Source organism: Campylobacter sp. GB48, assembly GCF_049221845.1.
GTDB classification, from domain to species: domain Bacteria; phylum Campylobacterota; class Campylobacteria; order Campylobacterales; family Campylobacteraceae; genus Campylobacter_D; species Campylobacter_D lari_C.
Genome location: NZ_JBMJAR010000031.1, coordinates 1 through 3,335 on the forward strand (window position 1 = coordinate 1; position 3,335 = coordinate 3,335).

Consider the following 3,335-nt stretch of genomic DNA (forward strand, 5'->3'; position numbering starts at 1 on the left):
TAAAATCTTCTTTTATATCATCTATAATGGTATTGCTTTGTTTTGTTTTTAAAGAAGTTTCATTGTTAAAATTTGTATTTTTTATTATAGTGTCTGTATTTTCTTTTGTATTGTTTTCTTGGTTTGAATTTAAAGAAAGTTCTTTGAAATTTATACTTTCTTTTGTATCACTTTCTTGATTTAAGTTTTTATTTATTTCTTTATTTTCATTTTTATTGATTGTTTTATCTTTGCTATTTAATTCTTCATTGATAATAAAAGAGCTCATATAAGTTTGATAAGCATGTTCTAAATCTTTAAAACCAAGTCTTTTAAATTCATCAATACTTTTATAAAGTTCTTTTCTTGCATTTAAATAAGTATCATTTAGTTTGTTTTTATGAGAGATAAAGATAGTATAAAAGCTAGAGTTAAATTCTAATTCTTTTATTGTGTTTTCATCAAATAAAGCTTGCTTATCTTTATCATATAAAACATAATCTTCACAAAAATATAAAGCTTTTAATAAATAGGGTTTTGAATCGATGTTAATGTTGTTGATATCTTCTAAAGATAGTTTTTGTATATAGGCTATTTTTAAATTATTGATTACTTGTATAGACATAAGTTTATAATTATTATATTCTTGATTAAAGTGATTAAGATTTTCCAAAAATATTTTATACTCATTGATATATTCTTTTTCATCTTGTATATTATCTAAATATTTAAGACTTTGATTGAAAATATTATTATTGTAAAAATTACAAGAAAAACCATCAAAATTAAATTCTTTTAACAAATTACTATTTTTATTATCTATAGAACATAAAGGAGCAAAGGAATTTTGTATGTTTTTGTAGTAGGGGTAGAGAGAGTTATTGGAAAGATTAAATGCTTGTTGAGTTTTATTGCTTGTAAAAGAGTCAATTAAACTAAAAGTAAATTTTTTAGCTTCTTCTCTAGAGTTTTCAATATCTTTTATGTTATCAAGTGTCATTCCCAAATCCATAATGGCAGAGATGATAATTGTTAAATCAGTTATTCTATCTATTCCTAAATTAGCTATAGCTTTGCTTACGCTTTTTTCTTCATCCCAGATCAAAATAAAATTGATAACATCGCCAGTAATAGGAACTTTTTTGCAAATTAATCCGCAAGAGTTGAAAGTTTCTAAAATAGTATTTCCATAATCTAAAATAGGTTCTATTTCATCCCAAGCTTGTCTAATCTCTTCGGGTATTATTAAGTCATTTTTGTCTGACATATTTATTCCTTATATTTTAAAGCTTCTTTTGTAAGTATTAAAGTTTTTTTTGTTTGATTGTAAATTGCAATGAGTTTTAAAATTTCACTCGTTCTTTTTGGAAAAATTTGAATAAAATCATCCTTAAAATCAAATTTTCTTTTTAGATTGGTATTAAAATAAGCAAACGCATCACTTTGAAAAAATCGTCCCATTAAAATAATATATTCTTTTCTTTTGATTATTCTTTTATATTTTTGCTCATTCAGTGGTAAATCAATATTCAAGCTTGATATTGCTTTATCGTAAGTAATTAAAGCATTTTGCAAAAGCACGAGTTTATCTTCTTTATTTGAAATTTTATTCATTGTTTTTAAAAGTATTTCTAAAAGTTTTAATGCTTCATTTTTATCATAAGCAAGAGCTAATCTTTGTGGATAATTTTTAGCTTCATTTATAAGTAAATTTGTATTATAAAAAAAGATTAATTGATTGATATTTTTAAGAGAGAAGATATCTTTATTTGAATTTTCAATATACTTTAAAATTTCTTTATTTTCTAGTTTACTCTGCTCTATAAGCTTGGAAGAAATATCAATATAATCTTTTGCAATTTCATTTTTTTGTAAAATTTGATCTGCTAAAACAAAAGAGTTTTGTAATTCTTTTTTCTGATTTAATGTTAGGATATTTTCTATTTGCTTATAATGAGAACTTCTTAAGTCTTCAAGGTTTGAAATATCGTTTTTTTGTACAGAGAAAAAGTTTTTTAAAAAATTCAAATCAAGTTTTAGATAAAAAAGTGCTTCATTAAGATAGATGACATAGCTTAGTGTTTTTAATTCTTCTTTGTTCAGATTAAAATAAATCGCCTTAAGTTCTTCTAAGTTTTGTAAATATTCTTTTCGGGTGAGATTGCTGTAATAATATGTTTGATTGTTTATATTGCATTTAAAATTAACTTGATTTAAATTTGTATTTTGTATAAATTTTAAATCCTCATCGCTCAACTCATCAGTACACAAAGCATAAGCGGTGTTGTAAATAAAAAATGTAAAAAAACATAATTTTAATACCCTTTTTAAAATTTTATCTCTCATTTTCTAGCCTTTTTAATTTGCAAAGAAGAAGTAAAACAATATTTATTAGTTTTCTACCAAAAAGAATGATTATTGATAAATAACATATCATTTCAAATAATCCATATTTTGAAAAATATCTACCTAAATATATGAAATTTAAAAATACAATTGGTGGAAAGAGTAATAAGTTTTCACAAAAAATACTATACACCCAATCTATAACTTTATTAGAAACTCCATATTTACTTTTGCAATTTTTACATTTTATTTCTAATTTGCCTGAGAATATATTCCAAATATTTTGTAATTTATTGATTTTTGTTTTACAAACTTCGCATTCTTTATAAATAGACATTTATTTTTCCTATATAATTTAAAAATTATCTTTAAAATTTAAATTATTTTCCGCATGCATTTAATCTTCCTTTAGCAAAATTTATTAGACGATTAGGTTTTTTAGCACCATATATTGTTTCGTATAATTCTTGATCTTGAAATTTTAAATCCGCATCATGAAATAAATTTATTTTTTTATAAGAATTAATCATATTTTTTAATAACTGTTCTTTTTGAGGTATAGAACACATAAGATTTGTATCTAAAGTAAAACCAAAAAACAAGATATTATAAGTCATAAAATTAATTTCAAACATTATTTTACCTAAATTATACTTAGATGGTAATTTTTCAATTTCACTCATAAAGACAAGAAACTCATCCGCAACATTTAAATAATTATTAATTTCTTTTAAATCAGTAGTGCTATTAGAAGCAAGATAAAAATAATTAAGATTATTTTGCATTTGCAAACCAAATAATACATCCTTATTTTTAAGAGCTACCAAATAAGCATTGTCTAAACCTAAAATTTGCATAAATTTAAAATCTTTTTTAAAATGATGCATATAATTTAATAATTCTTTTTGATTAAGTTTTAATTCTTGATTTAAGTTTTGTTCTACAAAAACTTTTTTAAATTCTTCTTCGTTGCTCTTAAATAGTTTGTATATATCTTTAGCATTTTGATA

General features: G+C 22.2%; 3 protein-coding genes. All 3 read right to left on the bottom strand.

The window, feature by feature from the left end; all coding sequences use genetic code 11:
• Positions 1-1,246, bottom strand: a 1,246-nt coding sequence (locus tag ACOTVC_RS08430) for a hypothetical protein (RefSeq protein WP_421628304.1), incomplete at its 3' end; no start/stop codon positions are given.
• A 2-nt stretch (positions 1,247-1,248) separates the two neighbouring features.
• Complete coding sequence (locus tag ACOTVC_RS08435; RefSeq protein WP_421628305.1) at positions 1,249-2,325, bottom strand: hypothetical protein; 1,077 nt, start codon at positions 2,323-2,325, stop codon at positions 1,249-1,251.
• 380 nt (positions 2,326-2,705) lie between these two features.
• A partial coding sequence (locus ACOTVC_RS08440) for a hypothetical protein (protein ID WP_421628307.1) occupies positions 2,706-3,335 on the bottom strand: 630 nt, incomplete at its 5' end.